General features: G+C 65.1%; 20 protein-coding genes. 13 read left to right on the top strand and 7 right to left on the bottom strand.

Annotated features, from left to right (window positions below):
• Positions 1 to 18: 18 nt before the first annotated feature.
• The 4 genes from BUA26_RS19115 (at position 19) to BUA26_RS19100 (ending at position 6,652) form a co-directional block, all read left to right on the top strand.
• A complete protein-coding gene (locus BUA26_RS19115; protein WP_072762493.1) occupies positions 19 to 945 on the top strand; it encodes a CPBP family intramembrane glutamic endopeptidase in 927 nt (308 codons plus the stop codon).
• A gap of 114 nt (positions 946 to 1,059) precedes the next feature.
• Positions 1,060 to 4,707, top strand: coding sequence for a response regulator (locus BUA26_RS19110; protein WP_072762492.1), 3,648 nt, complete (start codon positions 1,060 to 1,062; stop codon positions 4,705 to 4,707).
• A 5-nt stretch (positions 4,708 to 4,712) separates the two neighbouring features.
• A complete protein-coding gene (locus BUA26_RS19105) occupies positions 4,713 to 5,615 on the top strand; it encodes a CheR family methyltransferase (RefSeq protein WP_083573103.1) in 903 nt (300 codons plus the stop codon).
• A gap of 44 nt (positions 5,616 to 5,659) precedes the next feature.
• Entirely contained in the window at positions 5,660 to 6,652 is a 993-nt protein-coding gene (locus BUA26_RS19100) for a diguanylate cyclase domain-containing protein (protein ID WP_072762491.1), read from the top strand.
• A gap of 85 nt (positions 6,653 to 6,737) precedes the next feature.
• Here BUA26_RS19100 and BUA26_RS19095 read toward each other — a convergent pair whose 3' ends face one another.
• The 3 genes from BUA26_RS19095 to BUA26_RS19085 all read right to left on the bottom strand — a co-directional run bounded on the left by BUA26_RS19095 (position 6,738) and on the right by BUA26_RS19085 (position 10,669).
• Positions 6,738 to 7,220, bottom strand: coding sequence for a hotdog fold domain-containing protein (locus BUA26_RS19095; RefSeq protein WP_072762490.1), 483 nt, complete (start codon positions 7,218 to 7,220; stop codon positions 6,738 to 6,740).
• Between the two features lie 89 nt (positions 7,221 to 7,309).
• Complete coding sequence (locus BUA26_RS19090) at positions 7,310 to 9,757, bottom strand: acyl-CoA dehydrogenase (RefSeq protein ID WP_072762489.1); 2,448 nt, start codon at positions 9,755 to 9,757, stop codon at positions 7,310 to 7,312.
• Positions 9,758 to 9,769: 12 nt separating this feature from the next.
• The gene (locus tag BUA26_RS19085; RefSeq protein ID WP_072762488.1) at positions 9,770 to 10,669 is read right to left on the bottom strand and encodes an alpha/beta fold hydrolase; all 900 of its coding nucleotides are present in this window, start codon (positions 10,667 to 10,669) and stop codon (positions 9,770 to 9,772) included.
• A gap of 139 nt (positions 10,670 to 10,808) precedes the next feature.
• On the opposite strand from BUA26_RS19085, the gene BUA26_RS19080 reads away from it, so the two are divergent.
• From BUA26_RS19080 to BUA26_RS19060, 5 genes are all read left to right on the top strand, one after another.
• Positions 10,809 to 11,387, top strand: a complete 579-nt coding sequence (locus BUA26_RS19080; RefSeq protein WP_072762487.1) for a TetR/AcrR family transcriptional regulator — start codon at positions 10,809 to 10,811, stop codon at positions 11,385 to 11,387.
• Positions 11,388 to 11,510: 123 nt separating this feature from the next.
• Entirely contained in the window at positions 11,511 to 13,295 is a 1,785-nt protein-coding gene (locus BUA26_RS19075) for a phosphoenolpyruvate carboxykinase (GTP) (protein WP_072762486.1), read from the top strand.
• Positions 13,296 to 13,438: 143 nt separating this feature from the next.
• The gene (locus BUA26_RS19070; protein WP_072762485.1) at positions 13,439 to 13,984 is read left to right on the top strand and encodes an RNA polymerase sigma factor; all 546 of its coding nucleotides are present in this window, start codon (positions 13,439 to 13,441) and stop codon (positions 13,982 to 13,984) included.
• Positions 13,981 to 14,439, top strand: a complete 459-nt coding sequence (locus BUA26_RS19065; protein WP_072762484.1) for a FecR family protein — start codon at positions 13,981 to 13,983, stop codon at positions 14,437 to 14,439. The genes BUA26_RS19070 and BUA26_RS19065 overlap by 4 nt, the downstream gene beginning before the upstream one ends.
• Before the next feature lie 17 nt (positions 14,440 to 14,456).
• Complete coding sequence (locus BUA26_RS19060; RefSeq protein WP_072762483.1) at positions 14,457 to 15,362, top strand: DUF4097 family beta strand repeat-containing protein; 906 nt, start codon at positions 14,457 to 14,459, stop codon at positions 15,360 to 15,362.
• A 90-nt stretch (positions 15,363 to 15,452) separates the two neighbouring features.
• On the opposite strand, the gene BUA26_RS19055 is transcribed toward BUA26_RS19060, so the two are convergent.
• A complete protein-coding gene (locus BUA26_RS19055) occupies positions 15,453 to 16,364 on the bottom strand; it encodes a hypothetical protein (RefSeq protein WP_072762482.1) in 912 nt (303 codons plus the stop codon).
• A 247-nt stretch (positions 16,365 to 16,611) separates the two neighbouring features.
• Between BUA26_RS19055 and BUA26_RS19050 the strand changes: the two genes are divergently transcribed.
• A complete protein-coding gene (locus BUA26_RS19050) occupies positions 16,612 to 19,512 on the top strand; it encodes a bifunctional diguanylate cyclase/phosphodiesterase (RefSeq protein WP_072762481.1) in 2,901 nt (966 codons plus the stop codon).
• 67 nt (positions 19,513 to 19,579) lie between these two features.
• On the opposite strand, the gene BUA26_RS19045 is transcribed toward BUA26_RS19050, so the two are convergent.
• Positions 19,580 to 20,479, bottom strand: a complete 900-nt coding sequence (locus tag BUA26_RS19045) for an Hsp33 family molecular chaperone HslO (protein ID WP_072762480.1) — start codon at positions 20,477 to 20,479, stop codon at positions 19,580 to 19,582.
• 97 nt (positions 20,480 to 20,576) lie between these two features.
• On the opposite strand from BUA26_RS19045, the gene mtgA reads away from it, so the two are divergent.
• On the top strand, positions 20,577 to 21,317 hold the full coding sequence (gene mtgA / locus BUA26_RS19040) for a monofunctional biosynthetic peptidoglycan transglycosylase (protein WP_072762479.1): 741 nt from the start codon (positions 20,577 to 20,579) through the stop codon (positions 21,315 to 21,317).
• A 153-nt stretch (positions 21,318 to 21,470) separates the two neighbouring features.
• A complete protein-coding gene (locus BUA26_RS19035; protein WP_072762478.1) occupies positions 21,471 to 21,899 on the top strand; it encodes a CBS domain-containing protein in 429 nt (142 codons plus the stop codon).
• 48 nt (positions 21,900 to 21,947) lie between these two features.
• Here BUA26_RS19035 and BUA26_RS19030 read toward each other — a convergent pair whose 3' ends face one another.
• The gene (locus BUA26_RS19030) at positions 21,948 to 23,255 is read right to left on the bottom strand and encodes an NTP/NDP exchange transporter (protein ID WP_072762538.1); all 1,308 of its coding nucleotides are present in this window, start codon (positions 23,253 to 23,255) and stop codon (positions 21,948 to 21,950) included.
• Positions 23,256 to 23,357: 102 nt separating this feature from the next.
• On the opposite strand from BUA26_RS19030, the gene BUA26_RS19025 reads away from it, so the two are divergent.
• Positions 23,358 to 24,953 carry a GMC family oxidoreductase gene (locus BUA26_RS19025; protein ID WP_072762477.1) on the top strand — a complete coding sequence of 532 codons (1,596 nt, stop codon included), beginning with the start codon at positions 23,358 to 23,360 and terminating at the stop codon, positions 24,951 to 24,953.
• A gap of 44 nt (positions 24,954 to 24,997) precedes the next feature.
• On the opposite strand, the gene BUA26_RS19020 is transcribed toward BUA26_RS19025, so the two are convergent.
• Complete coding sequence (locus BUA26_RS19020; protein WP_072762476.1) at positions 24,998 to 26,914, bottom strand: M48 family metallopeptidase; 1,917 nt, start codon at positions 26,912 to 26,914, stop codon at positions 24,998 to 25,000.
• Positions 26,915 to 26,947: the final 33 nt, after the last annotated feature.

Here is a 26,947-nt window from a genome sequence, read left to right as displayed (position 1 = left end):
TTTACCGGGGGATCACACATGCACGACCAGGCCATCGCCTTCACCACGCCGCGCGGTGCCTCGGCCCGGCAGCGCTGGCTGCTGTTCTCGCCACTGGCGCGGATCGTAATCTTCGTGGCGCTATCCACGGTGCTGGGCCTGACGTTTGGTTCCTTGCTGCACCTACTGGGCTGGCACAACAAGGATGCCGCATCCGTCAGCTTCGGCTTGGTGCAGTTCCTGATGCGCGCCGTGCCGTCGCTGCTCGCTTATCTGCTGCTGGTGCGTTTCGTGGAACGCCGCGCGGTCACCGAACTGACACCTCTTCGGCTGCTACCGGACGGCGCCGCCGGCACGGCCATTGGCCTGCTGCTATTCAGCACGGTGGTCGGCATGCTGTATTTGCTCGGCAGTTATCACGTCACCGGCAGCAACCCGGACGCGCCATGGGTACCGGCCCTGCTGATGGTGGGACTGGGTGCCGGCATTGGAGAGGAAATCCTCTTCCGCGGCGTGCTGTTCCGCATCGTCGAGGAAGGCTTGGGCACCTGGTGGGCACTGCTGATTTCGGCACTGTTCTTCGGTGCGGTGCACATCGCCAATCCCGGTGCCACGTTGTGGAGTTCGGCTGCCATTGCGATCGAGGCCGGCCTGCTGTTTGGCATGCTGTATCACGTGACCCGCTCGCTGCCGATTTGCATGGGCGTGCATGCGGCATGGAACTTTGCCCAGGGCACGATCTACGGCATTCCCGTCTCGGGGCTCAAAACCGACGGCTGGCTGGTGTCCACCCGCACCGGCCCGGACTGGCTCAGCGGTGGCATCTTCGGCGCCGAGGCGTCGGTGATCGCGCTGGGTCTGTGCTTGCTGTGCACGTTGGCCTTGCTGGCCGTCGCGCTGCGGCGCGGTTCTATCATCCCGTGCCGGCCATGGCAGCAGTGGTTGCAACGGTTCGGTCGCCGCTGAGCCGCGGCGTGCGGCCGGCTATGGTTCGGCGCCGGCACCGGCTACTCTGTTAAAGGCCCGATCGCCGATCCGCTGATCGCAGAACAGAACGCCTACCGAACCGCCGTGATCCCCATGCAGCCATCTACCCGCCCGAAAAAGAATTCATGGCTGGCCGATCAGCCGCTGCAGCGCAAGATGATGCTGGCGATCGGCCTGTTGCTGGGTCTGTTCCTGGTGACCAGCCTGGTCACCTTGAACTCGCTGCGTCAACAGGAAGGCAATCGGCAGTGGACGACGCACACCTATCAGGTGCTGCTGGAACTTGACCAAGTGCAGCATGCGCTGCAGACCAGTCAGCTCGGTGCGCGCGGCTACATGCTGACCCAGCGCGCCGACCAGCGGGCCATGTTCGACAGCGGCATCAGCGACCTGCATGAACGTATCGCCCATCTGCGTCAGATGACCACTGACAACCCGCTGCAGCAGTTACGCATCGATTCGCTGGAAAAGATGGCGGCGCAGTGGCAGCGGGAGATAACGGTCAACGCGATCGACCCAATCGCCCAACGGAAGGTCGCCGATACGGCAGCGATGGCGCTGGAACTGCAGCGCATCCAGTCGAACTATCTGGAACACCGCACGGTGCGCAGCGACGACCTGCACGCCGCCATCAATCAGATGATCGCCGAGGAAAATCAGCTGCTGACGGTGCGCAACCGGCAACTCGATAGCGCCCTGTTCACCGCCAAGGTGATCAACACGATTGCGATACTGCTCGGTATCCTGCTCGGCATCGTGGTGATCAGGCTGACCTCGAAGCTGGTCAGCCGGCCATTGCGTCGTCTTACCGACCTGATGACGCGACTGGCGAATCGCGACCACGATTTCGAGATCCGCCGGCTCGATCGCCGTGACGAGGTCGGCGAAATTGCCCGCGCGCTGCAGGTGTTCAAACAGATGTCGCTGGATACCGAGGCGCAGACCTGGATCAGATCCCGCGTGTCGGACGTCTCGCACGTGCTGCTGCAAGCCACCACGCACAAGGAATTCGCACAATGGCTGGCCAGCGAACTGGTGCCACTGTGCGGGGCCGGCGTGGGTCTGTTTTATTCATTCGACGACACGCGCCATCGCCTCGACCTGCTGGGCAGCTACGGCCTGCGCCTGAACAACCGCACGGCGGACCAGTACATGCCCGGCGAAGGACTGGTGGGCCAGTGCGCGATCGAACGCAAAGCCATCATGCTCGACGACGTGCCGGAAAATTACCTGCACATCGATTCGGGCACCGGCGAGGCGTTGCCACGCAACGTCTCGATCCTGCCGGTGCTCTACCGCGACACCTTGATCGGCGTGCTGGAACTGGCCGGTTTCGTGCCGCTCAGTCCGTTGCAGAAACGGCTGCTGGATGAGCTGCTGCCGATCGTGGCGTTGACCCTGGAAAACCTCAACCGCGCCGTCAGCACGCACGACTTGCTGCTGCAGACGCAGGAACAGGCCGACGACCTGCGCGTATCCGAGCTGGTGATGCGCCAGCAGAAGGAAGTGCTGCGCGACAACAACGAGGCGCTGCAGGCGAAAACCGCCGAACTGGAAGAGCAGTCCGAACGGCTGATCGCCTCCGAAGAGGAGTTGCGTGTGCAGGCCGAAGAGCTGCAGGCGTCCAACCAGGAGTTGCGCGAGAAGACAGAGAGCCTGAACCGGCAGAAATATGTGCTGGAGGAACTGCAGCAGGAAACCGCCGACAAGGCGGCCGAACTGGCACGCGCCAGCCAGTACAAGTCCGAGTTCCTGGCGAACATGTCGCATGAACTGCGCACACCGCTGAACAGCCTGCTGATCCTGTCGCGCAACCTGGCCGACAACGAGACCGGCAACCTCGACGACGAGCAGATCGAATCGGCGCGGATCATCCACGACGCCGGCAACAGCCTGCTGCGCCTGATCAACGACATCCTCGACCTGTCCAAGGTCGAGGCCGGCAAGATGGAGCTGGTGATCGACGACCTGGCGCTGCCCGATCTGCTGCGGCGGCTGCGGCGCACGTTTGCGCATGTGGCGGAGGAAAAGGGCCTGGGCTTCACGCTGGACATCGACCCCGGCCTGCCGGCCGTCCTGCGCACCGACGGCAGCAAGCTCGAACAGGTCGCCAACAACCTGATCAGCAACGCGTTCAAGTTCACCGCCAAGGGCGCGGTGAGCCTTCGCATCGGCCGCCCCGACAGCGACACCGACATTCCGGAAATACTGCTGGGCCAGCCGCTGATCGCCATCACGGTGAGCGATACCGGCATCGGCATTCCGCCGGACAAGTTCCAGCGCGTCTTCAACGCGTTCGAACAGGTGGACGCCGGCACCAGCCGCCAGTTCGGCGGCACCGGGCTAGGCCTGGCGATCTCGCGGCGGATGACCCAACTGCTCGGCGGCGACATCGTGCTGCGCAGCGAGAGTGGCCGCGGCAGCTGCTTTACGCTGCTGCTGCCGGAGACGCCGCCGGAGGCGCCGGCGGCATCCGACTTCGCCGAGGATCTGCCGCGCGCCAGCAAGACCCGGCTCAGCCAGGCCGTGTCGCCGTATCTGCTGCCGGAGCCGATCGATGATGATCGCACCTCGCTGCTGCCGGGCCAGACCACGATTCTGGTGATCGAGGACGACCCCGCCTTTGCGCGCATCCTGATCGACATGATCCATCGCAAAGGCTATCGCGCGCTGGCCGCCGGCGACGGCGAATCGGGGCTGCAACTGGCGCGTGAACATCATCCCACCGGCATCCTGCTGGATATCTCGCTGCCGGTCATGGACGGCTGGAGCGTACTCGACCAGCTCAAGGCCGACGACGCCACGCGCGCGATCCCGGTCCACTTCATCTCGGTCGACGACGGCGGCACGCGGGGGCTGGAGCGCGGCGCAGTGGGCTTCCTGATCAAGCCGGTCAGCCGCGAATCGATCGGTCTCGCGCTGGAGCGCCTGCTGCATTTCGCCGCCGGGCAGCAACGCCACCTGCTGATCGTGGACGACGATGCCGACTCGCGCACCGCCGTGCACATCATGCTGCGCAGCGACAACGTGCAGATCGACGAAGCCGGTTCGGCGGAGGAGGCGCTGGAGAAGATCACCGGCACGGCTTACGACTGCGTCGTGCTCGACCTGGGCCTGCCCGGCATGTCCGGACTCGAATTGCTGGAGCGCCTGGCGGAGACTGCCCGTGGCGTGCCGCCTGTGGTGGTGTATTCCGGCCGCGACCTCAGCCGCGAGGAAAACCTGAAGTTGCGCCAGTACACCGACGCCATCGTGGTCAAAGGCGCGCGTTCCACCGAACGTCTGCTCGACGAGGTCAGCCTGTTCCTGCACAGCATCCAGCAGGCGCCGCGCCGGAGCGCCGCCGGATCCGCGGCGAAGGGCGAACTCGCCGGCCGTCGCGTGCTGCTGGTGGATGACGACATGCGCAACCTGTTCGCGCTGTCCAAGGTGATGCGCGGCTGGGGGCTGCAGGTGAACATGGCGCAGGACGGCTACAAGGCGCTGAAGGTGCTGGCCGACGACGAAGTGCCGGAACTGGTGCTGATGGACATCATGATGCCGGGCATGGATGGCTACGAAACCATCCGCGCCATCCGCGCCCAACCGCATTTCGCCGACCTGCCCATCATCGCGCTGACCGCCAAGGCGATGCTCGGCGATCGCGAGAAGTGCCTGGAGATGGGCGCCAGCGATTATCTGTCCAAACCGATCGACATCGACAAGCTGGCGTCGATGATGCGCGTGTGGCTGCAGCGCTGAGCGCAATGCCTGCGTCGACTGCGGCCAGCGAACTGGAACGGATCGAACTGGATTTGTTCGTGCAGGCGCTGAAGCGGCGTCACGGCCACGACTTCAGCCAATATGCGCCGGCCTCGCTGATCCGGCGCGTGCGCCAGCTGGCGCGCGATCACCGCTGCGGCAACATCAGCGAGCTGACCACGCGCCTGCTGCACGAGCCGGACTTCGTGGCAGTGGTGATACAGGGGCTGTCGGTCCCGGTGTCGGAAATGTTTCGCGACCCGCCGGTGTTCCGGGCGCTGCGCGAACAGGTGCTGCCGATGCTGGCGTCGTACCCGCAGATCACCATCTGGCAGGCCGGCTGCGCTTACGGACAGGAAGCCTATTCGCTGGCGATCCTGCTGGACGAGGCCGGGCTGTACGAGCGCAGCCATATCTTCGCCACCGACTTCAATGCCGACGCCTTGCGCCGCGCGCACGAAGGCATTTATCCGGCCAGGGACGCCCAGCTGTGGTCGCGCAACTACCTGGAAGCGGGCGGCGAGCGCTCGCTGGCGGATTACTACAGCGCACGCTACAACTTCATCAAGCTCGACCAGCGGCTGCGTCGCCACATCACCTTTGCCAGCCACAACCTGGTGGCCGACAAGGTGTTCTGCGAGGCGAACCTGGTGGTGTGCCGCAACGTGCTGATCTATTTTTCCGCGCCGTTGCAGAACCGCACGCTGGAGCTGTTCCATGACAGCCTGGTGCGTGGCGGCTACCTCTGTCTGGGGCTGCGCGAGAGCCTGGACTTCTCGCCGGCGGCCGCCGACTTCAGCGTGCTCGACGCCGCCCTGCGGCTGTACCGGCGCGGCCACCGGCCGGCCTCGATCGAGTTTGATGGGACAGTGCTCCCGTTCACGCAGGATGGCAGGGGTAGCGGTTAAGGTGGAGCCAAGAGGCAAGCCGCCCGGTCACCGACATGAACACGATGCCGCCGAAAATCCTGGTCGTCGACGACACCGCCGCCAACCTGATCGCGATGCGGCGGCTGCTTGCCCGCAGCGGCGCACAGATCATCGAGGCGCGCAGCGGCAACGAGGCGCTGGCGTTGTGCCTGGATCACCACTTCGCGCTGATCCTGCTCGACGTCAACATGCCCGACATGGACGGTTTCGAGGTGGCCGCGCTGCTGGCCGAGGCCGAGCAGCTGCGCGAGACGCCGATCATCTTCGTCACCGCGGCCTATGCCGACGACCTGAACCGGCTCAAGGGCTACCGCTCAGGCGCGGTGGATTACATCGCCAAGCCGATCAACGACGTGATCCTGCAATCGAAGGTGCGCGTATTCCTGGAGCTGTATGCGGTGCGCGCCGAACTGCAGCAGACCATGGCCGAGCTGGCCGAGCGCAACCAGCAGCTCACCCGCGAAATCGCCGAGCGCGAACTGGTCGAGGCCATGGTGCGTCATCAGGCCAGCCACGACATACTGACCGGCCTGCCCAATCGCATGCTGTTCAACGATCGCCTTCAGGTGGCGATCCAGCATGCACACCGCCACCATGGCCACTTCGCGCTGGCCTTCATCGACATCGATGGCTTCAAGGGCGTCAACGACGAACACGGCCATCCGGCCGGCGATGCGCTGTTGCAGGAAATCGCGGCGCGGCTGTCCACGCATCTGCGCAGCAATGACACGGTGGCGCGACTGGGCGGCGACGAATTCGCGCTGATCCTGGAAGACGTCGAAGATCCGCATCAGGCGCTGCAGCTCTGCCAGAAATTGTGCCGAACCCTGGGCGAGCCCTACATGCTGCGTTTCGACGACCGTCTGGTCGAAGTGTGCGTCAGCGCCAGCATCGGCATCGCGCCGTACGCTCCCGACGATCGCCCCGACGCCAACGAGCAACTGATCCAGGCCGCCGACCGCGCCATGTACACAGCCAAGCGCGGCGGCAAGAACCGCTGCGTGCTGGCGAGCTGAGCCCATCCGCGACAAACAACACGTTATCGAGGCGAGGCTGGATAGCGGCGCTGGGCTTGGCCTCGCGCGTGCAGGTCGCAACCGGCTAAGTCGCCGCCGCCCGCGTGCGCGGCGATACCCACATGTCGATGCGGGCGCGGAACACTTCCTCGCCGGCATCGTTGCGCACGCTCACCTTCACCGGCCATGCGTAGCCACCGGGCGACTCCACCGCAGCATTCTCGGGAGTGGCCTCGGCATGCATGGCGCCCTTGGCCTTGGCCAGGTACTCCACCGTCATGCCCTTAGGAATCCAGCGCATGTTGGCCGGAATGGTCGCGTCGGTCATCACGCCGGCACTGAGTTCGGCCAGGTTGCACAGTGCGATCGCGTGCACGGTACCGATGTGGTTGTGCACGCGCCGGCGGTCGCGGATGCGCACTTCGCAACGCCCTGGTTCCAGCGCCACGAATCGCGGCGCGATCGTGGCGAAATAAGGTGCCTTGAAACAGATCAGTCGCGAAAAGAGCCAGTGACCCGCGGGCCAACGTGTGATGCGACGATACAGCGAAAGCACGGGTGCGCTCATCGGCGACTCTCCAGGAAAAAGCCGGCCCGACGCTGATGGCGTGTGAAACCCATCAGGCACGGGCCACGACGTGCACGCTTGCCGGCGTTCTACTTGTCCGCGCGTGTCTTGAATGCGCGCAGCTCGTCCGGCTCGAAATCATCCACCGAGATGAACTCGAACACGCCTTCGCGCACGCGTCTGAGCAGTGCGACCTCACTGGCATTCAGCACGCCGGCCTGCTCCGCTTCCGCCAGCTGATCCATGTAATCGTGTGACTTGAACTGGCCGCCCTTCTGCGCCTTGCCGAATTTGCGGTCGACCGGTTCGGCCATGATCACGTCCGGCAACAAGGCGTTCATGCGGCCGACCGTGTTGTTCGCCGTCGGAGTCAGATACACCCATTCGAGCAGGCGATCGCGTGCCTCGCTGGGTGCGGTGATCAATGCGGCGACGCGGCGACCGAGACGATCGGAAGGCGGCACTTCGCGACGACCGAACGGAAACACCAGCGCGCGCAACAGCCACGACACCGGCTTCAGCGGGAAATTGCGGATCGCGCCATCCAGCGCCATCTGCATGTTCCACACGCACTGGTGGAACGCCCATGCCAGCAGCGGGCGATCCGCTTCCGGCCGGCCGGTGTCTTCGTAGCGTTTCAACATGGCGCTGGCGATGTACAGATAGCTCAGCACGTCGCCCAGGCGCGCGGACAGCTTCTCCTTGAACTTCAGTTTGCCGCCGAGCACACCCATGAACACGTCCGAACACAGCGCCAACGCGGCGGAGTAGCGGTCGAGCTTGCGATAGTAGCGGCGGGTGTACGCATCGCCGGCACTCTCGCCGAGGCGCGAACCGGTCAGGCCCAGCACCAGGCTGCGCACCGCGTTGGACACACCGAAACCGAGATGGCCGAACAGCAGGCGATCGAACGTCTTCAGCTGCTCGCCGCGATCGGTGATCGACAGCGCCTGCATTTCCTTCAGCACGTACGGATGGCAGCGGATCGCGCCCTGACCGAAGATCATCAGGCTGCGCGTCATGATGTTGGCGCCTTCCACGGTGATCGCGATCGGCACGCCTTGCCATGCCCGGCCGGCGTAGTTGTTCGGACCGAGCTGCACGCCCTTGCCGCCGAGCACATCCATCGCGTCGCCGGCCACTTGCCGGCCCCATTCGGTGGCGTGGTATTTCGCGATGGCCGACGGCACGGCCGGCTTCTCGCCCCGGTCGACCGCGGCGGCGGTGGCGCGCGACAGTGCTGCTGTGGCGTAGGTCAGGCCACCGATGCGCGCCAGCGCCTCCTCGACGCCTTCGAAGCGGGCGATCGCCAGGCCGAACTGCTTGCGCATGCGCGCATACGCGCCGACCGATGCCACCGCACCGCGCAGCGCGCCAGTGGCGTTGGACGGCAGCGAAATCGCACGCCCCACCGACAGGCATTCGACCAGCATGCGCCAGCCGTGGCCGGCCATGTGCGGGCCACCGATCAGGGTGGACAGCGGCACGAACATGTCCTTGCCGTGGACCGGGCCGTTCTGGAACGGCACGTTCAATGGGAAGTGACGGCGACCGATCTGCAGGCCCGGCGTGGAACGCGGCAGCAATGCCAACGTGATGCCCAGATCGTCTTTGTCGCCGAGCAGATGCTCCGGGTCGTACATGCGAAATGCCAGTCCGACCACGGTGGCGATCGGCGCCAGCGTGATGTAGCGCTTGTCGAACGTCAGCTTGATGCCTAGCGTGTCGACGCCATCGACCGTCTGCTTGCAGACGATGCCGAAGTCGGGAATCGAGGTGGCGTCGGAACCGGCATACGGACCAGTCAGCGCGAAGCACGGGATCTCGTCGCCCACGGCCAGTCGCGGCAGGTAGTAGCTCTTCTGTTCATCGCTGCCGTAATGCAGCAGCAGCTCGGCCGGCCCCAGCGAGTTCGGCACGGCGACGGTCGAGGCCACCGTGGCCGACATCGTGGCCAGCTTCTGCAGCACCGCCGAATGCGCCAGCGCGGAGAACTGCAGGCCGCCGTACTGCTTCGGGATGATCATGCCGAAGAAGCGGTTCTTCTTGATGAACTCCCACACGTTCGGCGGCAGGTCGGCCAGCTCGTGAGTGATCTGCCAGTCGTCGATCATGCCGCACAGCTCTTCCACCGGGCCGTCGAGGAACGCCTGTTCTTCCACGCTCAGTTCGGGCTTCGGCTGCTTGAGCAGCTCATGCCAGTCCGGCTTGCCGGAGAACAGCTCGCCCTCGAAACCGACGGTGCCCGCTTCCAGTGCGGTCTGCTCGGTGTCGGACAGTTTCGGGGTGACGCTGGCGAACAGTTTCAGCAGCGGCGCGCTGATCTGCCGGCGGCGGAAATCCACCAGCAGCAGCGGCACCGCGATGGCCAGTTCGATGATCAGCAAGAGGATCGTCGTCCACGGCGTATGCGCGATCAAGCCCACCACCAGCGTCGTGACAGTCGTGGCGATCGCCCAGGTGCGGAGGCTGCTGCGGTGGTAGGCACAGGCGCCGGTGGCAATCAGCGCCGCCAGCAAGGTCAGTATCACGGGCATCTCAGCACCTCATCACGGTTGGACAGCGCCGGCGTGCCGCCGGTCGACAGATGGAACAAGACTCTGCACGAAGCGGGCGACTTCGCGGGTGAACGCATCGTTCGCGTCGCCCGCCACCATGTGCGTGGCGTGCGGCAGTTCCACATGCCGGGCATGCGGCACCAGTTGCAGAAACTCATCGACGGTGGCGCGCGAGACTACGTCGCTGCGCGCACCGGACAGCAGCAGGACCGGCACGTCGATCTTCGCCGCGGCGGCCTGCAGGCGCGGCTGATAGCGCTCGCTCTCCTGCACCACGCCGCCGGCCAGCAACGCCGGATCCCAGTGCCAGCGCAGCCGACCATCGGCACCTTCGCGCAGCAGCGGGCGCAGTTGTTCCTCGCTCTTGCGCTCGCGCCGCTGCGGCAGGTACACGGCGATCTGTTCGGCCGCCTCGGTGTAGTTCGCGAAGCCGTCCGGATGGGCCTGCATGAAGGCAAGAATGCGTTCCACCCCGGCGGTTTCCCAGCGCGGCGTGATATCGACCAGAACCAGCGCACGGAACGGCGTCGGCCGCACTTCGCCGGCGAGCACGATACCGAGCAAGCCGCCCATCGATGCGCCGACCAGGATCGGCGGCTGCGGCTGCGCTGCGGCCATCCGCAGCAAGTCATCGGCGAACTGGTCCATGTGGTAATCACCGTTGACCACGCGATCGCTTTCACCATGCCCGCGGGTGTCGAATGTCACGCAGCGGCAACCCGCATCGGCCAGCGCCGCAGCCGCACCGCTCCAGGCGCCGCGGGTCTGGCCGAAGCCGTGCGCGAACAGCAGCGTCGGATGGCCGGCCGGATGGCGCGTCTCCACCGCCAAGCTCAGGTCGGCAACGGGAAAACGGTTGATGGTAGGAAGAGATGGGATGTCGGAAACCATACGGAAGAGTATGGATTGCCTCGGCGAGCGCCGTCAACCGCCCCATCGGCGAACCCCGTGCGACCTGAAAATAGCCAGCCCAATCAGCCGGATGGGTCGTACCCATTACAAATACACGGGGTATGGCTACCATACGCACATGAATGTCAGCACCAAGCCAGAACGCACCCGCCTGTCAGCCGAGGATTGGGAACTCGCCGCCCTGCACCTGATCGCCGAACAAGGCGTCGGCGCCCTGGCCGTGGAGGCGCTGGCCCGCCAGCTGGGTGTGACCAAGGGCAGCTTCTACTGGCATTTCCGTACCCGCGAAGCTTTGCTGAATGCCGCGCTGGAACGCTGGGAGCAGTACGGCGAACGTGAAGTGCTGGGCCAGATCGAGCAGATCACCGATCCACGCAAACGCCTGCCCGAGTTGTTCCGTCGCGTTGCGCACGAACTGCAGCCGCATCGCGTCTACGCCGCGCTGCTGAAGGCGTTGGATCATCCGCAGGTGGTGCCGGTGATGGCGCGCGTGTCGCAGCGGCGAATGGAATTTCTGACCACCGCGTATCGCGAAGCCGGTTTGCCGGCGCAGCAGGCATTGAATCGAGCGCGGCTGACCTATGCCGCCTATGTCGGATTCCTGCAGCTGAATTTCACTCTGGGCCTGCCGCGTATCAATCACGAGGAATTCGACGCCTACGTGGAGCACATGATCGCGACACTTATTCCGGCCTGATCTACAACGGAAATATCCCCGCACGGCGCCAACTGGCGCCGTTTTTGTTGCAAGAAACCTTGCAATACCAGTGCACGCAAACTACCGTTCCGGTTCAATTTTTCTGAAGACCTAGAGGGCACGATGGCTAGCAGCCTGGAAGCGCTACAGCATTGGGTAAACGACGTGGCGGCGCTGACGCGTCCGGCCCGGATTCACTGGTGTGACGGCTCGGACGCCGAATACCAGACGCTGGTACAGCAGATGCTGCAGACCGGCACTTTGATCGAATTGAACCAGCAGACTCACCCGGGCTGCTATCTGCACCGCTCCCATCCTTCCGACGTGGCCCGTGTCGAGCACCTGACCTTCGTCTGCCACCCTGACGAGCAGGATGCCGGCCCGAACAATCACTGGATGGCCCCGGCCGAAGCACACGCGAAGATCGATGCGCTGTTCGATGGCTGCATGGAAGGCCGCACGATGTACGTGATCCCCTACTGCATGGGGCCGATCGATTCGCCGCTGGCGCGCTGTGGCGTGGAGATCACCGACAGTCCCTACGTGGTCGCCAACATGAAGATCATGACCCGTATGGGCACGGCCGCGCAGGCGCGGATCGAGCGCGAGGGCACGTTCGTCAAAGGCCTGCATTCGACGGGCGAACTCGACCCTGCGCGCCGCTGGATCATGCACTTCCCGGCCGAGCTGTCGATCAAGTCCTACGGCTCCGGTTATGGCGGTAATGCGTTGCTGGGCAAGAAGTGCCACGCGCTGCGCATCGCCAGCAACCAGGCTCGTGCGGAGGGCTGGCTGGCCGAGCACATGTTGATCGTCGGCATAGAAAACCCGCGTGGCGAAACGCATTACATCGCCGCCGCGTTCCCGTCCGCCTGCGGCAAGACCAATCTGTCGATGCTGATTCCGCCGGCAAGCTACCTCCAGGATGGCTGGAAGGTGTGGACGGTGGGCGACGATATCTGCTGGATGCGCCCCGGCGCCGATGGCCGGCTGTACGCGATCAATCCGGAAGCCGGCTTCTTCGGCGTGGCACCGGGTACCAGCGACGCCACCAATCCGAACGCGCTGAGGAGCATCTCGCACGACACCATCTTCACCAACGTCGCCCTCACCGCCGACAATCAGCCGTGGTGGGAAGGCCTGCACGGCACGCCGGTCACCGACTGGCAGGGCCGCCCGTACGACGCGGCCAATGGCCCCGCTGCCCATCCGAACTCGCGCTTCACGGTCAGTGCAAAGCAATGCCCGACCTGGTCGGACAAGGCTGAAGAAGCGCAAGGCGTGCCGATCAGCGCCATCGTGTTCGGCGGTCGCCGGCCGTCGCTGCTGCCGCTGGTGATGGAGGCACAAGACTGGAGCCACGGCGTGCTGATGGGTGCCGCGATGGGGTCGGAAACCACCGCTGCCGCTACCGGCGCGGTCGGTGTGCTGCGCCGCGACTCGATGGCGATGAAGCCGTTCTGCGGCTACCACTACGGCGACTACTTCGCACACTGGCTGTCCCTCGATCAGCCCGGCGCCCGGTTGCCGAAGGTGTTCCACGTCAACTGGTTCCGCAAGGGCAAGGACGGCAAGTTCCTGTGGCCGGGCTTCGGCGACAACTTGCGCGTGCTGGAGTGGATGATCGATCGCGTCGAGAAGCGCGTCGATGGCACCGAAACCCCGATCGGCATTCTGCCGGCCGACGGCGAACTCAGGCTGGACGGCCTCAAGCTCCACCCTGCCCAGCTCGATGAGCTGCTCGATGTCGACAACGCCGGCTGGCAGACCGAGCTGGCCGCGATCGGCGAGTATCTGCAAACCTTCACTCCGCGCCTGCCAGAACAGTTGCACCGGGAACAGCAGCGTGTGGCCAAGGCGCTGGACGATGCCGACGCCCAGCCGCGCCGCGAGGCAGCCTCGCATTGAACCATCATGCGCCAGGGCGGGCTATCACGCCCGCCCTGGCGCATGATGGGCGCCGACACGGCGGCGGCGGTTCAAACCCTTTCGCATGACGGCGCATCCAAGCTGGCAAGATGATCGCTGCCTGCCCTGCCATTGGAAGTTCCATGTCGCCTGCCTCAGCGGGAGCCCACGACACCGATGACGTGCGCGCCGCAGCCGCCGGTGACCGCCACGCATTCCAGCGGCTGTATCAGTTGCATGTGGGCCGCGTGCACGGCGCGGTGTACCGGCTCGCCGGCTACGACCACGCCCGCGCCGAGGATCTGACCCAGGACGCGTTCATCCGCGCCTGGCAGAAACTGCCCGGTTTTCGCCACGAGAGTGCGTTCGGCACCTGGCTGTACCGGCTCGCCGTGAACGTGGCGCTGATGGATATCCGTGCCCGCGGCGCCGACCCGGTCAGCATGCTGGACGACGATCACCTGCCGGACACCGGCGAGACCCCGTTCTGCGCCGCCGAACGCGAAGAACTGGAGCGCGCGATCGGCCTGCTGCCGCCACGTGCCCGGGCCGTGCTGGTGCTGCATGACATCGAAGGCTGGCGACACGAAGAAATCGGCAACGAATTGGGCATGGCGATCGGCACATCGAAAGCGCAACTGCATCGCGCCCGCGGCCTGCTGCGCAAGGTATTGGGAGAAAGCTCATGAACGAATTCGAATGGCGCCGCCAACTGCGCGACCTGCGCCAGCCGCTGACGCCGCGACGCGATCTATGGGCCTCGCTCGACGCGGCACTGGACGACGTCGAACGGATGGACGCACCCGAGATCCAGCAGACATCATCGATGCATTCGCCAAGGCACCGGCGGCGTTGGCTGGTCGGCGCCAGCCTCGCCGCGTCGATGCTGCTGGTGGCCGGCATCGGCTGGCATCGGCTGCAGGCGCCCACGGATACACAGATTGTCCGCGCCGACAGAGCCCCGGCAAGCTGGAAACCTGCCGACCCACGGTTGGCTGGCGCAGCGATCGAACTGGATGCCGCCCGCATGGAGCTGCAACTGGCGATCCGGCAAGCACCTCATTCGCCGGCGCTGCAGCGCCTGCTCGACCGTACCGAACTGCAACAGACGCAATTGCGCCAACTGGCCGATCAGGCCGGCTGATACCCACAGGACCGATCATGAAAATCACCCGCTATCTTCCGCTGCTTTTGTGCCTGTGCATCGGTCAGGCTCTTGCCGACACACCGATTCAGCTGCGCCATGACGCCAGTCCGACCGCTCATGTCAGTATCAGCAATATCGCCGGCACAGTGAATGTGATCGCCTGGGATCGCAACGAAGTGCAGGTCCGCGGCCAGCTCGGCAATGGGGCCAAGCCGCTGGCCATCACCGGCAGCAATACCGACATGGCGATCAAGGTCGAGCCGCAGGGCGGCGGCTCCGGCTGGTTCAACTGGAAAGGCGACAACAACATGGCGTCGACCACGCTCGAACTGCATGTGCCCAAGGGGGCCTCGCTGGACATCGGCGTGGTCAGCGCACCGCTGGTGATCGACGGCATGGATGGCGGCAACATCGAGGTCAATACGGTCAGCGGCAAGGCACGCATCAACGCACGCGCCCGATCGCTGAAAGTCGAAAGCGTCAGCGGCGGCATCGAGCTGGCCGGACATGCCGAACAGGCCGACCTGCAGACAGTCAGCGGCGAAATCCTGGCCCCCGCACTCGGCAGCAACGTCAAGCTGCAGACCATTTCCGGTCGCATCCAGGCCTCTGGCGGACCGTGGCAGAAATTGACGCTGAGTACGGTATCCGGCGACGTGCAACTGACCGGCGGGCTGGCCGCCGACGGCACCCTCGGCATCGACAGCATGAGCGGCGACGTACAGTTGCAACTGCCGGCGGGCACCTCCGGCAACCTGCATGCCAGCAGTTTCAGCGGCAACCTGCGCAGCGATTTCGGTACGCCCAAGGAACCCGAGCATGGCCCCGGCAGTTCGCTGGACGTCCGCCTCGGCGACGGCCGCGGCAAGATCAATGTCGAGACCTTCAGCGGCGACCTGCGCGTTCGCAAGCAGAACTGATGACGGGCAGATACGCACTCTCAAACGAAAAACGCCGTCGCACTTGCGACGGCGTTTTCAACTCAGCCGGTGTAGATACAGCCCGGCGAATCAAAGATCCTGGTGGTACTGCACGTAAGGCGTACGCGACTGATCCGGCTCCGGGCCCACCGGCGTATTGGCCGGAGTGCCGGACGACCACAGGTTCTGCGCGCCGACGCTCAACACACCGCGCCACGGCAAACGCCAGGTCACGCCGAGATCGATACTGTTCCAGCGCCTATCTGCATTGAGGCTACCGGGGATACCGGCTTCCGGCTGCATGGTGCGACCGGTCAGGACACCGCTCAACGGGCCATGATCGATACCGAAACTCAGCGCTTTCTGATCCAGCGCGTTGACGCCGAGCAGGTTGCCGGGCAACAGGCGAATGCGGCCGACACTGGCACCCAGATCGATGCCGCTCTTGCTGCCCAGCGCGAGTCGGCCACGCGCGTTTAGCTGGGAGCTGCTGTCGAAACCCGACAAGCCGTCGACCCCCGGCGCCGCGCCTGGAAGCACGCGCGGCAATACGGCGTTGTGGTTCGATGTACTGACGGTGCCGACACTCAAGTCGAGGCTGTAGCGACCGGCGTCGTAGGTGGCACCCACTTCGCTACCGAGCACCCGCAAATTCTGGTTCGCCCACGAGTGTTCGCTGACCTCGGCATGTGCCTGCAGCCGCGGCCCCAGACCATATTGCAGGCCAGTCGTCATCACGCTGGCGGCATCGACCGGATGCAGTGCCAGCGGGGCGTTCTTGCGCAATGCATCGGCACCGGTGCTCTGATCCGCCTTGAGCGCCAACAGACGACCATCGGCGCCACGCCACAGCGGCACCACCACACCAGGCTCGACTTCGGTCATCTGATCCGGCGCCTGCGCCAGCAAACGCTGCGCTGTGGCGTTGTCATTGCCCGCAGACTGCCCGGCCGCGGTGAGCGGCAGCAGGGAGATCAATAGCAGGGCGGACAGGCGTCGCATGAGCGTTGTACCGATGACTCTTTCGATGATGGGGAGACCTGGACGCGAGTATACCCGGTTTTACGTTTTACTAACACCCCGAAAACCCCCACCCAATCACAGAACGGCATGGGTTTGTGTCAAGCTTCGACCGGTCGGGATACCTGCAGTTCCCGCTGTCGGAGCGCTGGCGACCGGGCCAACTTACACGCTATAAAGGCGTTTGACGCCGATCCGCCAGATCGTTCCGGAACCGACCACAGTCCTAATGAGCGCCAAGCCGACGATCCGTTCATCTCCGCCACTTTCGGCGGCACGGGATCTTGCGGCCTTGCACGGTGCAGTCGAACGCCTGTTCGAAGCTCCTGATGCCGCCAGCGTGATGGATATCTGCGAGGTGATGCTGGTCAATTTCGGCGTCCAGGGCCGGCTGCGCTGGCGCCGCATGGACGAACAACCCGCCTACCTGGCCGGACAGCTCGATCTGGCCGAGGATCCCCAGGGTCCGCGCACGATGACCCTCGAATGGGCCGACTTGCCGCTGACCGACGTGGTACGCGACCGGCTGGATTGGCTGGGCAGGCTGGCCGGGACCCGTCTGCGCCAGTTGGCCGAAACCAGTCGGCTGTACGAGGCGATTTCCCGCCTTGCCCTCGCCGAGCGGTTGCAACGCGCGCTGTATGCGATCGCCGAACAGGCCAGCGCCGAGCACGACATGCCCGAGATGATGCGCTCGCTGCATGCCATCGTCAGCAGCCTGATGTATGCGGAAAATTTCTACATCGTGCTGTACGACGCCGCCACCGATACCGTCCGCTTCCCCTATTACGTCGACATCGCCGATGCCGATCCGCCGTCGCCGGACCAGACCGTACCGTTGCACGACATGCTGCACAGCCTGACCTGGAACCTGTTGCAGGAAGGTCGCCCGCTGATGGGGTCGATCGAGGAAATGCGGCAACAATTCGGCGATCGCTTCGTACTGGTCGGACCCAGCTGCGAGCACTGGCTGGGCGTTCCGATGTTGCGCGACGGCCGCGTGGTCGGCGGCATCGTCATGCAGAGCTACCGCGACGACACCCATTACTCGCGGCATGATCTGGAGCTGCTGAGCTACGTGGCCCAGCATGTGCAGACCACACTGGAGCGGCGCGAGGCGCATATCGAACTGGGCCGCCGGGTGGCCGACCGTACCGCGGCGCTGCGCGAAGCCAACCGCGTGCTGCGCCAGCAAGTGCTGCAACGGCAACGCGGCGAACGCCTGCAGGCGGCGTTGTTCCGCATCGCCGAGCTGGCGAATACTTCGGAGAGCCTGGAAAAATTCTACGCGGCCATGCATCAGGTGATCAGCGGCCTGCTTTACGCGCGCAATTTCTACATCGCGCTGGTCGACGAAGATAACGGCTACCTGACCTTTCCCTATTCGGTGGATGATGTCGACAGCGTGCGGCCGCCGCGCGCGCATGGTCGCGGCGTGACCGAATATGTGCTGCGCCACGCCAAACCCCTGCTGGCCGACATGAAAGCCGTCGACCACCTCATTGAAACCGGCGAGATCAGCCACTTCGGCTCGCGCTCGGTATGCTGGCTCGGCGTGCCACTGATCTGGGGCGGCAAGGCCATGGGTGTGCTGGCACTGCAAAGCTATTCGCCCGAACACACCTACAACGAACGCGACCAGGAGCTGCTGACCTTCGTCAGCTACCACATCGCCAACGCACTGCAGCGCAAGCAGGCGGCGTCCTCGCTGAAGCATGCCTACGCCGGACTGGAACGCCGCGTCACCGAGCGCACCCGGGCGCTGGCGCTGGCCAACCGCGACCTGCGCGAACAGATCGCGGAACGCGAACGGGTCGAACGCCGGCTGAAATACGAAACGCTGCACGACTCGCTGACCGGCCTACCCAACCGCACCTTGCTGCTGCAGCGGCTGGAACAGGCGATGCAGCGCTACGTTGCGAATCCCAACGAGCAGTTCGCCGTGCTGTTCATCGATCTGGACCGCTTCAAGGTGATCAACGACTCGGTCGGTCATCTGGTCGGCGACGATTTGCTGTTCCAGGTCGGCGGTCGCATCCGCGCCTGCCTGAAGACCCGCGACGTGGTCGCCCGTCTGGGTGGTGACGAATTCGCCGTGTTGCTGGAAGGCATCGTCGAAACCGGCAAGGCATCGCTGATCGCCGAACGCATCATCAGCGAACTGCAGACTCCGTTCCGGCTCGGCACCAAAGAAATTTTCACGTCCGCCTCGATCGGCATCGCGTTGGCCAGCCCGCATTATCGTCAGCCGGAAGAGCTGCTGCGCGACGCCGATGCAGCGATGTACAACGCGAAAGATGGTGGCCGCCATCGCGCGGCGATGTTCGACGACCGCCTGCGCCGCGAAGCATTGTCGCTGCTGGACATGGAGAGCGACCTGCGCCATGCGCTCAGCCGCAACGAGTTCGAACCGTTCTACCAGCCGATCGTCGAACTCGCCGATGGCCGCGTTACCGGCTACGAGGCGCTGCTGCGCTGGCATCATCCCGAACGCGGCCTGCTGCCGCCACATGATTTCCTGCTGATCGCCGAAGAATGCGGCTGCGCCGAGGCGATCGACTGGCAGATCTTCGAGCAGGTCTGCACCCAGGCCGTGCGGTTGATCGGCAATGAGGGTTTCATCAGCATCAACGTCTCGGGCCGGCATTTCCGCTCCGCCGACCTCGATCAACGACTGCTCGCCCTGTTCGAGCAATACGCCGTGCCGACGCGCTGCATCCGCATCGAGGTCACCGAGCACGCGCTGCTGGAGAACCCGACCCAGGTCAAGCAGATGCTGCAGAACCTGCGCAGCCACGGCGTTGGCATCGCGCTCGACGATTTCGGCACCGGCTACTCCTCGCTGAGCTACCTGCACCAATACCCGTTCGAGACGTTGAAGATCGATCGGTCCTTCATTACCGAACTGCCTCCCGACGACACGGAAACCCAGGGCCTGGCGCTAGTGCGCGCGATCCAGGTGCTGGCCGATTCGCTGCAGATGAAGGTGATCGCCGAAGGCATCGAGGACGAGTCCCAGCGGCAAGCCCTGTTGCGGGTCGGCTGCCGCTATGGCCAGGGCTTCCTGTTCGCCACGCCGCAGCCTGCTTCCACTTGGCAGAACGCGGACAACCCGCTGTTGCTGGCCTGATCCGCGGCGGACCCGCCGTTCCGTTGCACCACGATTCATTGCGCCGGGGCTTGTTGCGCAGGATTCTTCACTGAGGTGTTTCCGGCGCTGCGGGCGCCGCACTGACGCTGAGCAGATGCTCGGCGTCGATCCGGTCGTAGTGATAACGCTGCGCGCAGAACTCGCAGATCACCTCGATCTGGTCGCCTCGCGCCACCAAAGCCGCCTCGACTTCATCGCGGCCGAGCGAACGCAGCATCGCCGTCACACGCTCGCGGCTGCAGTTGCAGCCGAATGCCAGCGCGTGCGGCTCGAACAGGCGCGCGGACTCTTCGTGGTAGAGCCGGTACAGCAACTGCTCCGGCGCGGTATTCAGCAACTCGTCGGCGCCCAGCGTGGCGGTCAGGTGCACGATGCGGTTCCACGCATCGTCATCGAGCGCGGCGTCGCGCCCGCCCTCGTCCGGCATCTTCTGCAGCATCAGGCCCACGGCGTACCCATCGTCGGCGGCCAGCAGGATCCGCGCCGGCAATTGCTCGGACTTGACGAAGTAGTTTTCCAGCGAGCCAGCGAGCCCAGCATGCTGCAGGTCGATCAATCCCTGATAGCGCTGGTCGCGGTCCACATTGCCGATGGTGATCGCCATGATCGCGTCGGGCAGCGCGTCCAGCGCCAGCGGATCGGGCAACGGCTCATTCCAGCGTGCCAGCCCGCGCAGGCGGCCCTGGTCGTTGCATTCGGCAAACAACAGACGCAACGCGCCGGAACTCTTCAGTTCAATCGACAATGCGCCATCCAGCTTGATGTTGCCGGTCAGCAATGCACTGGCGGCCAACGACTCGCCCAGCAGCGCATGCAGCGCCGGCGGATAGTCGGCGCGGCCGGCCACTTCGCGCCAGGCCGGCCCGAGCCGTACCAGCGTGCCGCGCACGCCGGCACGCTCCAGCAGAAAGCGATGCAGTACATCGTCGACAGGCAAGGTTTCCACAATAAGCGTTCCGGATGAGGTCAAGCGCCTCAGATGGGGGCGCGGCGGCGGCGGGACAACGCCCCTTATACTGCTACATCTTCCTGCACGTACCGCCATGCGCTCTGAGTTTCGCCGCCCTCTGCTGATCCGTCTGCTGCGCTCACTGGCGATTCTCGTGCTGGCGTGGCTGGCGCTGACCTGGCTTGTCGTGCTACTGCTGCGCTTCGTGCCGCCATGGACGTCGGCGATGATGATGGAACGCCAGCTCGGCGCGTGGATCCATGGCGAGAAGGATTTCCAGCTGCGTCAGCACTGGGTACCGTGGAAACAGGTGTCACCCTGGGTACCGCTGGCGATGGTGGCCGGCGAGGACCAGAAATTTCCCTACCATCATGGTTTCGATTTCGATTCCATCCAGGATGCGATGGATGCGGCCGACGACGGCAGGCGCCTGCGCGGCGCCAGCACGATCAGCCAGCAGACGGCCAAGAACCTGTTCCTGTGGAACGGCCGCAGCTTCGTACGCAAGGGACTGGAAGCCTATTTCACCGTACTGATCGAGCTGACCTGGCCGAAACAGCGCATCCTCGAGGTGTACGTGAACATTGCCGAGCTGGGCAACGGCATCTATGGCGTCGGCGCGGCGAGCGAGGCGTATTTCCATGCCTCGCCGGCGCAGCTCGGGCCAGCGCAGGCAGCACGCCTGGCCGCCGTGCTGCCGAACCCGATCCGCCTGCACGCGGATCGGCCCAGCGTGTACGTGCAAGGTCGCGCCAACTGGATCCAGCAACAGATGAACCACCTCGGCGGCCCCGCCTACATCGAAGGTCGCGCGGCGCCGCGACCGGGGCATTGAGTCGGGTCGCAGGCATCTGCAGCCGCCCTTTTTCAGCGCGCAACGCCCCCTGCCGCGCCGATCCGCAGGGCTTCACAACTTCGCTACACGTGAGGCCGGCACCGGAGTTAGACTCGCGACAAACGACCTATCCGGGTCGGTGGGAGGCCAGGCATGATTCAGGTCAAGCATCTGCTGGAACGCAAGGGCAGTACGGTCTTCAGCATCACACCGGATGCGCCGGTGCTCGACGCGATCAAGCACATGGCCGAACACCGCGTAGGCGCGTTGCTGGTGATGCGCGGCGACCAGCTGGTCGGCGTGATGTCCGAACGCGACTACGCGCGCAAGGTGATCCTGCAGGGCCGCTCTTCGTCGCAAACGGCCGTGTCCGACATCATGAGCAGCGAGCCGCTGACCGTCGGTCCGGATACCGACGTATTCGACTGCATGCGCCTGTGCACCGACAGCCGCATTCGGCATCTGCCGGTGGTGGAAGGCAAGCGGGTCGTCGGCGTGATCTCGATCGGCGACCTGGTCAAGGCGGTGATCGACGAACAGGCCGAAGAAATCGAGCATCTGCAGCGGTACATCACCAGCTAAGGCGGCACCAGCCAAGGCTGGCGCCAGCTGAGCGCCGCACGGGTTTCTTCAGATCGACGGTGCATCGGCGCCGCTGTTCTGAGCATGCTCGTCCGGCGCCAGGTCGGGCGACCAGCCGGCCCGGCGGGCCACCATCGCCGCCAGGGTGGCGACGCCGGCACCCAGCAAGGCCAGTCCGCCGACGCCCCAACCCAGCATGCGCAAACCGCTCACGGCGCTGGTTACCACCACGTCGCCAAAGCGCCATACCGCGGTCTCGACGAAATTCTTGCCCTTGTAGCGCGTCTCACGCGGCACCCGCGTGTACAGCGCGTCCACCGCCGGCTTGGTCATGCCATAGGCGAAGCCGCGTGTGATCACCAGCATCACCGCCAGCAGCGACACGTTGTAGCTGAAGAACCAAAAGCTGCCGACACCGATCAGCGCTACCCCCGCCAACAAAGCCACATTCACCACCGCTGGCAAGACCAGCCCCCAGCCGGCGCCGCGACGCACCAGCAACCACGGCGTCACGCTCAGCTGCAACGCTGCGCCGAGCAGGTTGGTGGCCAGATCGAGATCGTTGTAGAACGACGTACGCGCGACCGTGCTGGTGAAATGCGCCTTGGCGTAGTCGGCCACCAGCGCGTAGGCCAGCGTGCCGATGCCGTCGCCGAACAACATCAGCAAAGCCATGTAACGCAGGAACGGACGCGACCACAGCTCCCTGATGCCGGCCCACAGCGAGCCGCCAATCGCCTCATCAGCACGGCTACCCGCTTGTCGATCGTGCTGCGCCGAAAGCTGCAGCAACAGCATCATCGAGAAGCTCAATGCCAGCGCCGAGACCAGCAACAGCGGCGCTACGCCGATCAACTGCACCAGAAGCTTGGTCACCAGCGGGCCGAAGATCGCGCCAGCCATGCCGCCGAGTGCGATCAGCGAAAACACCCGCCTAGCCTGGCCGCTGGAGAAGATGTCGGCCATGAAACTCCAGAACAGCGACACCACGAACAGGTTGAACACGCTGACCCAGACGAAAAACACCACGCCCAGCTCGCGCGCCCCGATGCGATCCTGCGCCATGAAGGCGGGTACGAACGCGAGCAGACACAGAATGAAGAAGCTGTAGCTCCAGCCAAGCAATTCCCTGCGCCGGAAGCGCGCCGCCAGCATGCCGAACACCGGCGTCAGCAGCAGCATCACCACGAACACCGCGCCGTAGAACAGCGGCAGCGACTGCGAACCCACCGCGCCGCTCAACTGATCCCTGACCGGCCGGATGATGTAGTACGAAGTCATTACGAAGAAAAACGCCAGCGCGGACAGCGTCGGCGCGGCAGCTTGTTCCACAACGGTTTGGCGGGGCAAACTCACAGGCACATCCAGCGTGGGGCGCGGCAAGACTAGCATGCACCCATGTCCATCCAGCCCTCGTCTATCCCGTCCACGTCCCTCCAGTGAGGAGCGATAGAGCCCTTGAACAACTACGACTACGATTACGTCATCGTCGGCGCCGGTTCGGCCGGTTGCGTGCTGGCCAACCGGCTCAGCGCCGCCCCAGGCAAACGCGTGTTGTTGCTGGAAGCGGGCGCGTCGGACTGGAATCCGCTGATCCACATGCCTGCCGGCATCGCCCGGCTGGCCAACAACCGTCGGCTCAACTGGAATTACCGCACCGAACCGGAGCCCGCACTCAACCAGCGTCGCCTCTGGTGGCCGCGCGGCAAGACGCTGGGCGGCTCCAGTTCGATCAATGCGATGTGCTACATCCGCGGCGTGGCGGCCGACTACGACGGCTGGGCGCGGGCGTGCGGCGATCCGCGCTGGTCATGGCAACAGGTGCTGCCGTGGTTCCTGCGCAGCGAGGACAATACGCGCGGCGCCAGCGCGTGGCATGGCGTCGGTGGCCCACTCGGCGTGGCCGATCTGCGCCACCACAACGTGCTGTCGGCGACTTTGATCGATGCGGCTGCAAGCGCCCGCTACCCGCGCAACGACGATTTCAACGGCGAGCAACAAGCCGGCTTCGGGTTGTACCAGGTGACGCAGCGTGACGGTGCGCGTTGCTCCACTGCAACAGCCTTCCTGAAGCCGGTACGCCAGCGCGCAAACCTGCACGTGCGCACGCATGCACTGGTCGAACGCGTGCTGCTCGAGCATGGCCGCGCGGTGGGCGTGCAGCTGCGCCGCGGCCGGCACGCTTGCGAACGGATCGAAGCAGGCGAGGTGATCCTCGCCGCCGGCGCGATCAACACGCCGCAACTGCTGATGCTGTCCGGATTGGGCCCGGCCGATCATCTGCGCGAACACGGCATCGAGGTGCTCGCCGACCTGCCCGACATCGGCGGCAACCTGCAAGATCATCTGGATATCTGCACGCTGGACGGCAGCAAGCAGAAGATCACCTACGACCATCTCAATGAGCTGACCACCGGCCTGCGCTGGTGGCGCCACCGCGACGGACCGGGCAGTTCCAATGTGGCCGAGGCCGGCGGTTTCGTGCGCAGCCGGCTTGCCGACGATGAGCGCTGCGACCTGCAGTTCCACTTTGTGCCCGCCCTGCTCGACGATCACGGCCGCCATCGCCTGCCCGGCTACGGCTACACCTTGCACGCTTGCTATCTGCATCCGCGCAGCCGCGGCCGTCTGCGCCTGCACTCGGCCGATCCGGCACAGCCGATCGCGATCCACGCCAATTATCTTGGCGATCCGGAAGGCCACGATCTGAAGCGGATGATCGAGGCGGCGCGGCTGTCGCGCGACCTGTTCGACCAGAGCGCGTTCGATGCGTATCGCGGCGAACCGGTATTCCCCGAGCGGCGAATCAGCACCGATGCCGAGTACACCGATTTCATCCGGCGCAAGGCGGAAACCATCTACCACCCGGTCGGCACCTGCCGTATGGGCAACGACGACCGTGCCGTGGTCGACAGCGAGCTTCGCGTACGTGGCGTGGAAGGTCTGCGCGTCGTCGATGCCTCGGTGATGCCCAGCCTGCCCACCGGGAATACCAACGCGCCGACGATCATGCTGGCCGAGCGGGCCAGTGCGCTGATCCGCGGCGAGATCTAGACATCATCGCGTGAAGCGCAAACCTACTGCCTAGCGGCGTGCTGCTACACCGGCAGCGGGCAATGCAGGCTGGCGCAGATCACCCGCAGCAACTCGGCCTCCTCCACGCTGACGACGCCATCGGCATGGATCGCGCTGGCCAGGCTCTGGATCACCAGCTCCTTGGCCGGCGGCACCAATCCGTCGAGATCATCCAGCGCGCGCTCGAACGGCGTCTGCCACGCCGCCGGCGGTGCCGACCAATCCAGCGCTTCGCCGGGGAAAGCCTGCTGCATCGCCAGCAACCAGGCGCGACGCGCGGCGGCTTCGTCGGCATTCCCGTTCACGGCAACGACTGCGCAAACCAGCATCACGCTGCCACGGCACGCCGGCAGTTTTTTCAGCCCGTCCACCGGTGAGCGCCGCGGCTGTTGCGCCTCGATCAATTGCAGGCGCAGCAACCGGACCAGGCAGTACTCGTCGAGATCGACCCGGCCATCCGCCCGCACCAGCGCATCGAGCGAAGCCAGCAAGGTCTGCTGGCGTCCTTCCGACAGCTGTTTCAGCGCGGGGAACGCCAGCGCCGCCAGCGGCAACCGGGACTCCGGCGACAGCGTCGCCACTTCGAGCGCCGTCGCCTGCACGGCCTGCTCCAGATCATCGCCAAAGGCATCGGCGATGATCCTGCGCTGCGCCTCCTGCAGTTCTTTCTCCGACGATGTGGCCAAGGCCAGCACAACGGTCAGTGCCGACTCCGGTTGCTGCACGGCTGCCGTCAACGTGGCCGGCATGGCCTGCTGCACGGCTGCGGCGCGCTGGAAGCGCGTCGAACCCGTAGTGCTGCCGACACCTTGCGCCAACACCACGGCGCCCAGCACGGCCGGCAATGGCGGCGGCGTGGCCACGGTGGGCGCCGGCGGCGGGTTCGCTGATTTATCGGCGAAAGCTGCCGTCGATTGCGCCTGAGCAGTCTGCTGCATCGACGCCGCCAATCGGGCCAGATCCTCTTCGCGAAAACCGGGCTCCAGGGCACGGATGCGTTGCAGCAGCGGTGGATGGGTGGCGAACAACGCGTTGAACGCGCCGGCCTCGCCAAACAACATGTGCGCCACTTCCTGCTTGTTCGCCACCTGCAGTTCGGAGCCTTCGCTGAGGATTGCGATCTTCTTCAGTGCGCCGGCGATGCCATCGGTCTGGCGGGTGAATTGCACCGCCGACGCGTCGGCCAGCGATTCGCGCGAACGGGCCACCGCGGCCTGGATCAGCCGCGCGAAGAAGTACCCGATATAGCCGACCACGATCAGCGCCAGTCCGATCATCCACACCTGGCCACCGCCACCGTCGCGCCGGCTGCTGCGGCCGCCGCCGAACCAGATCACCTTGCGCCCGACGATCGTCAGCACCAGGATGCCGAACAGCAGACCCATCAGGCGGATGTTGAGCCGCATATCGCCGTTCAGCACATGACTGAACTCGTGCGCGATCACACCTTGCAACTCGTCGCGACTCAGGTTGTCGAGGCAACCACGGGTCACGCACACCGCCGCGTCGGATGCCGAGTAGCCGGCGGCGAACGCATTGATACCGGGCTCCTCTTCCATCAGATAGATGTCCGGCACCGGCACGCCTGCCGCGATCGCCACTTCCTCGATCACATTGCGCAATTGGCGCAGCTGCGGGTCGCGCGTATCCGGTGGCACCGGCACCGCGCCGACACTCTCGGCCACCGTCTTGCCGCCACCGGACAGGCTCATGATGCGGAACAACGAACTGAGGCCGATCCCGGCCAGCACCGCGGCGCTGCTGGCCAACAGCAGCGACAGATTCGATCGCGCCGGCTCGCCCTCCATCGGGTGGTGGCCCATGGCGAACCACACCACCGCGTCGATCGCCGCCACGATCGCGATCACCGCCAACACAAACAGCGCAACCAGTCGTCGGCTGCTGCTGCGTACGCGCGCCTGTTGCGCAAAAAAATCCATGGAGGCTCCGGCGGCTGAACGTGTGCATCGCGA

Source organism: Rhodanobacter sp. OK091, from assembly GCF_900142825.1.
Taxonomy (GTDB): domain Bacteria; phylum Pseudomonadota; class Gammaproteobacteria; order Xanthomonadales; family Rhodanobacteraceae; genus Rhodanobacter.
The sequence above is the reverse complement of the archived record's forward strand: the minus strand, read 5'-3'. Positions and strand labels throughout refer to the sequence as shown.